Here is a 1383-nt window from a genome sequence, read left to right on the forward strand (position 1 = left end):
GAAATACCACTCCAAGGGTCTTGGGTATGTTCTGCCGTTGGTTGAGTCTGTTCTACTTGGTGACAACTTGGTTGTCCTCCCTGCATAGATTCGGCTCTTGGCGATACACGATTATACTCTGTGCCAAGTCTTGCATCCAACTTGACAAAGCTGTATTCTCGGCTAATCTGCGTACCCTTGAAGCTATATCCATCCTTGCAGAAACGGATGCCTTGAACCTTGGTTCGCTCCTTGTCCTTATAGACAAACTCCAAGAGAACACCTCGCTTTGCAAGTTCATTCTTGAACTTCTGCCAACTATCAGCGCCTTTCAAGGCATCCTTGACGGCATTGTGAATCTCGTATTTGGCACGTTCCGCATTGCGTAATTTGCGAGTGTTAGTCTTGCTCTTGTCCGTTCCGTAAGTCAGTCCATACTTGGATTTTAGAGCCTTGGTCACCTGCTCATTACGCCTGTAATCATTCCTGTCTGATAAGAGTTTGCTCTCATTGTTGATGCGGTTATACACGATATGACAATGAGGATTGTCCGTGTTGTGATGCCTTACAATGATGAATTGGGTATCGGTAATGCCCATCATCCGCATGTATTCAAGGGCTATCTTAGCCATGAACTCATCCGTCAAACGTGGCTTGTCCTCGGGTTTGAAGCTCAATGCGATGTGTCCCACAGGCTTCTTAATCCTTGGATTTAGCTGCCTCTGTAGCTCGAAACTTTGCGTTATCTCGGCATTCGTGCCGAGTAACACACCATCCGAGGCGATGATTTTCGCCTCGTCCTTGCCTGTAACATAACGGATGCAACCACCAAATGAGCTGCCCTTCTTTAGCTTGCCTATCATGTGGTATCCTCCTTTCTGCTCATTCCGCATGGCTTCGATTTTGGACTTGCTTGGCGATACTCGCCAAGGATGTCTTTCAATCTCCTCAACAAGTCCACCACAAATACATGGGTTTCGTGGAAACCTCTCTGATGCGACAGCTTGGTAAGTTGGTTGAGGTTATTTGCCATGCCGATAAGGTTCTTGGCAATGGCAACCGCCTCCGTGTTGTGTCCGCTGACTACCTCGCCGTTCAAGGCGGACTCCCGGATGTACTCCGCCAACTTGCGGTTGGCTTTTCTCGCCCTCAGTCTCAATGCCTCGTAGCTTGGCTTCGAGAACTTCACCGTGACAGACTTCGACAGCTTGCGAACCCTGCCTGTGGGCGGTCTTCCGCCCTTTTTCTTGTATTGTTCATGTATGCTTGTCATTCGATATACTGTTTACTAAAGTTTCGCAAGTGAAAATTCACAAGCGTGATTTAACGTAATTTTGGAATAAAAAAGGCTCTGAAGTTTGTATAACTCACAGAAAATGAGTATCTTTACAATCGCTAAACAAT

Annotated in this window: 2 protein-coding genes; both read right to left on the bottom strand. The window is 46.8% G+C overall.

What is annotated here, in order from left to right; translation table 11 throughout:
- A partial coding sequence (locus tag NNC77_RS16440; protein WP_254971922.1) for a relaxase/mobilization nuclease domain-containing protein occupies window positions 1-842 on the bottom strand: 842 nt, incomplete at its 3' end.
- Window positions 839-1252 (bottom strand): MobC family plasmid mobilization relaxosome protein, encoded by a 414-nt coding sequence (locus NNC77_RS16445; protein WP_218487993.1) that lies wholly within the window; start codon window positions 1250-1252, stop codon window positions 839-841. The genes NNC77_RS16445 and NNC77_RS16440, both read right to left, overlap by 4 nt.
- Between the last annotated feature and the right edge of the window lie 131 nt (window positions 1253-1383).

This window comes from Segatella copri (genome assembly GCF_024330485.1).
Lineage (GTDB): Bacteria > Bacteroidota > Bacteroidia > Bacteroidales > Bacteroidaceae > Prevotella > Prevotella copri_L.